4 protein-coding genes and 1 pseudogene are annotated in these 5,041 nt (G+C 62.0%); 3 read left to right on the top strand and 2 right to left on the bottom strand.

All coding sequences use genetic code 11. The features are described 5' to 3' along the window. Positions 1–240: pseudogene (locus WBP53_RS14010) on the top strand (hypothetical protein); the annotation flags it as partial. Between the two features lie 100 nt (positions 241–340). Here WBP53_RS14010 and WBP53_RS14005 read toward each other — a convergent pair. Both WBP53_RS14005 and WBP53_RS14000 read right to left on the bottom strand, forming a co-directional pair. Continuing rightward, on the bottom strand, positions 341–3,127 hold the full coding sequence (locus tag WBP53_RS14005) for a serine/threonine-protein kinase (RefSeq protein WP_423929956.1): 2,787 nt from the start codon (positions 3,125–3,127) through the stop codon (positions 341–343). Then, positions 3,124–3,648: an ECF-type sigma factor gene (locus WBP53_RS14000; RefSeq protein WP_423929954.1), complete on the bottom strand. Its 525-nt coding sequence runs from the start codon at positions 3,646–3,648 to the stop codon at positions 3,124–3,126. Before WBP53_RS14000 ends, WBP53_RS14005 begins: the two co-directional genes overlap by 4 nt. A gap of 183 nt (positions 3,649–3,831) precedes the next feature. Here WBP53_RS14000 and WBP53_RS13995 point away from each other — a divergent pair, with 183 nt between their 5' ends. Then, complete coding sequence (locus tag WBP53_RS13995; protein ID WP_423929952.1) at positions 3,832–4,149, top strand: hypothetical protein; 318 nt, start codon at positions 3,832–3,834, stop codon at positions 4,147–4,149. A 101-nt stretch (positions 4,150–4,250) separates the two neighbouring features. Beyond that, positions 4,251–5,041 (top strand): choice-of-anchor J domain-containing protein (locus WBP53_RS13990; protein WP_423929950.1); only part of this gene is annotated, 791 nt, incomplete at its 3' end.

Genomic DNA, 5,041 nt, shown 5'->3' with positions numbered 1-5,041 from the left:
GAACAACTTTGCGTGCGCCCGAACGAAAGCGACAGCCACTACCGGCACAAATACCTGCATGGGCAACGCTCATCGATCGTTGAACCTGCGTGGCACCGCGTCCCGATGCGGATCCAGAGCGAACTGGAAAAAACCTGCCCGTGGTTTTACGAGGATTTCTATCCAGGCGGAGAATTGAAGGTTAAACAATGTGAGGGCGCGGCTACGGAAACCTGTTATCTCGCGTGCGGGCTATCTTGAGGATCGTTCGTACCGAAGCCGATCCGTTGGCAAAATCGAGTGCGCCCGGTTACCGGCATCCGTCGGCGGATTGGCGGTGGCGCGTTTCTCGCCGACGTGGTTAGCGGTCCTGTTTCGCTTGCGCTTCAATCCGTGCCAACAATGCCGGCTCGATATGGTTGCGGTCCTCAACCAGCGCGAGCGCGTGACTCGCGGCATCTCGAGCCGCGGCATTCTCACCTAGACGCGCGTTTATCGACGCCAGTGCATCGAGCAATTCGATCTGATGCAAATCCCCTGCGGGCGCCAATTGTTGCCAGATGGCCAGTGCCTGCTGGATATCGTCCAACCCTTCGGCAGAGCGGCCCAGCGCGTTCAGGGCACTGGCGCGCCGTGCCAGCACCATCTCGGCAACGAGGCCGCGCCGCTCGTCCAGGCGCGCCAACAGATCGCGCGCCTTATCGCACAGAGCCAGAGCCGCTGGTGCGTCGTTGCGACGCAAGCTCAGCTCTGCGCGAAACTGCCACAACTGGGCCATCCAGTTATGACCTTCCGGAAAGATTTCCTGCGCCATCGCCAGCGCACTTGCGCTGCGGACGTCTGCCTGTGCCAGATCGCCCGTTGCGAGCGCGAGTTCTGCCTGGGTTGCACGGATCTCGATGCAGGAACGCGTGGCGTGCAAGTCGGGGCGTTCGCACCATTGCCCCGCGGCGTCGATGTGCCGCGTTGCCGCCGCCAGATCGCGTCGGCGCAATTCCAGTTTGCCCAGCCTGCTGAGCGTATTGGCGACGCGCAAATGGCCGTCACCGTAGAGGGTCCGCATCATCGCCAGAGCACGAATCAGCAAGGGTTCGGCCTCGCCCAGGCGCTCCTGCAGGCGCAACACGTCACCGAGATTGAGCAAGGCCAACGCGATGCGTTCGTGAGGGGCATCGTAGATCCGTTCGGCGGTGGACAGCGTTTCGCGAAGCAAGGATTCCGCCGTGGAAGTCTCGCCCAGCGCCTGGCGTACACGCGACAAATCGGTGAGGCCCTGCAGAAAATCCTCGGTTGGCGCGTATCCGCTGTTACGCCAGATGCGCAGGGCGGATTCCAGCAGTTTCGCGCCCTCGGCTTTGTGGCCCGAACCCACCAGTAGATTGCCGCGCACCAAATTCGCTTGCACAGCGCCGATGGAACCTGCCCCATACAGGGCGGCGGCGTGTTTCGTGGCTTCGGCGGAAATGGCCAGTGCCTGCTCGGTGCGCGCCGAGTACATGAGCGCACTGGCGTAGTTCTGCAATCCATCCACACTGACGGCGCTGCTGTCGTTGAGCATCTGCGGCAGCAAGGGGGCGTAAGCTGTGCTGGCATCGGCGTAGCGCGATTGATGGATCAGGAGACCCGCCTGCAGCAGACGAATCCGGGTCACGGCCGCGTCGGCTGGCGCGTAAAACGTCAGCGCCAGGTCCAAGGCCTGATCGTAGAACTGCCCGGCCTGGATGTAGTCGCTGCCCACCATCCTGACTTCGCCCAGCGTACGCAACAACTCCACGCGCGTCGCGACGGACAGGCCGGTCTGCGTCTGCAAGCGCTCGCCGGCACGCTGCACGAGTTGATCCAGGGTCAATCGATGGTCTGGCAATTGCCCGGCTTTCGATGCATCGAACAGTTCGATCAGGAAGTCGCGCACCGCGGTGGCACGCTGCGCCTGATCGCGCGCGACATGGGCCTGCCAAAGCGCGAGCGACACACCCGCCACGATCGCCACCAGGGCAAGCATCGCAGCGATCGAAACAGCGCGATTGCGCTGCATGCTCTTGCGCAGGCGATACCAGACCGAAGGCGTGCGCGCGGTAACCGGCTGGTTGTGCAGATAGCGCTCGAGATCATCGGCCAGCAGGGCAGCCGAGAGGTAGCGACGACCCGGATCCTGTGCATGAGCGGTGTTGTAGATCGCATCGAGGTCGCCACGCAGCAGGCGCGACATGGCAACCCCGGTGGGCAAGCCGACAGGCAACGCGGCGGCTGCATCGGTACAGGCGCGCGAAAGATCGAAGCGGGTATGCCCGCGTGGGAGCAATTGTCCGGTGAGCAGTTCGCCCATCAGGATGCCAAGCGCGTAGATATCGGTCGCCGTGGTCACCGGCCCGGGCAGGTATTGCTCCGGCGCCGCATAGCCGGGCGTCAGCGAGATCGCGTGAGTCTGGGTGGCGTGGTGGTCGCCGTCATCGAGCAGGCGAGCGATACCGAAATCCAGAACCTTGATTTCGCCCCTGGTGTTGACCATCACGTTGGATGGCTTCAGGTCGCGATGTACCACCAGAGCTCGATGCGCGCTGTCGATGGCACGGCATACGGTGACCACCAACTCTATGCGCGCACGCAGACCCAGAGCACGTGCATTGGCGTACTCCGTGATCGGCAGGCCATCGACAAATTCCATCGCAATGTAGGGAATGCCCGCGTCCGTGACGCCGCCGTGGATGAGGCCGGCGATATGCGGATGCGACAACTGCGCCAGCACTCCTTGTTCGCGCCGGAAACGGCGTTGTCCGGCCGCAGAGAACAGCCCCGTGCGCAGTAGCTTGAGTGCCACCGTCTGCGTGCCCGTCCCGCTGGCGCGTTCCGCGCGGAACACCACGGACGTGCCGCCTTCGCCCAGCACTTCGATCAGCTGGTACGTCCCGATGCTGCTGCCGATCAAGCCGGCGCCGTCTTGGTGCGACGGCGTGTACTGTTCGGCCAGCATCGCGGCGGAGGCGGCCAACAGCGGCGCCTCATCAAGATCGGCGGCCAGCATATCGAGCAATTCCTGGCGCAATCTCGCATCGAGGGCGTGCGCTGCCAACCACGCCTCGCGTTGTGGGAGCGTCATGTCGGCCAGCAGATCGAAACAGGCACGCAAGCTCGGCGACGATGCATTCACGTCAGCCGGGCCTTGAGGAAGGCGGAAGCGAAACGCCAGTCGCGCGCCACCGTGCGCGGCGCCACACCCAGCACCGCGGCCACCTGATCCAGCCCCAGACCCGCAAAATAATGCAGATCCACCACTTCGGCGGCCCGTGGATCCTGCAGCAGCAAGGTATCCAGTGCTGCGTCCAGTTCGAGCGCCTGCGCCGGATCGATCGTGAGCATTTCCACATCCGGATCGGTCAGGGCCACCCGCAACCGCCTGTCCTCGCGCTTCAGGCGCATTTGCAGCTTCGCGCGATCGAGCAAGATGTGGCGCATGGCTTTCGCGGCGTAGGAAAAAAACTGTCTGGCTTCGCCGAAGCGCAGGCGCTCGGCGTCCGCCAGCTTCAGATACAACTCATTGACCAGAGCGGTCGTGTGCAAGGTGTCGGGTGCACCGCCGCGACGACGCTCGCTGCGCGCAAGGACGCGCAACTGCAGATACAGGCCATCGACCAGTTCATCCACACCAGGGGCATCGACGCGTTGCTGCATGTACCGGGAGCTCAAGCACAAGGATGCCCGAAGTTACAGACACGACCAAGGTTTTTCTACCGCCTGGGTTGCGGAATCGAATGTTCATTTGCGCCTGTAGCGAAATTCGATGGCAGTCCCGCGCCCCGCTCGTCGTTTAAGCCAGCAGGGCTGATGGTGTCCGCTGCCACGTCAAGGAATCCCATGAAAATGCCAATGCGCCCCAATAGGCTGGCCGTCATGATCCAATCCGGGCTGGTTTTGCTGTTCGTGGCATCCACGGCTGCGGCTACGACCTTCACAGTCGATACCACGCAGGATTCGCCCACCGGTACCGGCACGAGCGGCTCGCTGCGTTACCTCCTCGGTCAGGCGGGCAATGGCGACACGATCGGGTTTTCCTGCGCAGCGCTGAATTGCCCGGTCACGATCCCCGTGCACAACCTCGACAACGACGGCGCGACCGACTTTCTCGGGATGACTGCCATCGCCCATCAAGCCAATGCTCCAGGTCGTGCCTGAAAATTTGCCTTGCGCTGAGCCAGCTCACACCCGCAATCGCGGGGAGTCATTGCCATTCCGTATTCGTCGCACATTTTGTGCATCACTGAAGGATCGTCATCATGTCAATCATATCCGTTGTTCTGAAACACGCCCCATCCCGTCTTCCGTTCGTTGAGGGGTTCTTTCGCGTCGCCGGTTCCATCCTGATAGCGTGTTCGTCCGCATCGGCCTTCGCCCAGTCGTTCACGGAAAATTTCGACAACATCACCTTGCTTACGGGCAACGACTGGTTCATGCAGAACAATAGCAACCCCCCGGGTTCAACCGGCTGGTTCCAGGGATATCCCGCGAGCGCCGTCCCGAATCCCGGTCCATTCAACGCGTACAACGGCGCAGACAATGCCTATATCGCGGCCAATTTCCAGAATACCTCGGCCATGAACGACGGCACGATCAGTAACTTTCTTTTGACGCCAAACAGAACGTTACGCAATGGTGATGTCTTCCAGTTCTATACCAGAAAGCCGACCGTTGGGCCGGGGTTCGACTTTCCCGATCGTCTCGAAGTGCGCATGAGCACGAACGGCTCGAGCACGAACGTAGGTCCAGGCGTTCTTGGGGTGGGCGACTTCACGACGTTGTTGCTGTCGATCAATCCTGATCTTGTAGTCGGCGTGTATCCCCAGGTATGGACGCAATTCACCATCACCATCTCCGGGCTTACCGCGCCCACGTCGGGGCGTTTGGCGTTCCGCTATTTCGTGCCCTTTGCCGGGTCAAATGGACGCAATTCCGACTACATCGGCATCGACAACGTGGTGTACACAGCCTACGTCTGCCCGGCACTGACGATCAGTCCGAACACGCTGCCCGGCGCAAGCTTTGGCCAGCTCTACAGCCAGTCCTTCAG

This window comes from Dokdonella sp. (assembly GCF_049593775.1).
GTDB lineage: Bacteria > Pseudomonadota > Gammaproteobacteria > Xanthomonadales > Rhodanobacteraceae > Dokdonella.
The sequence above is the reverse complement of the archived record's forward strand: the minus strand, read 5'-3'. Positions and strand labels throughout refer to the sequence as shown.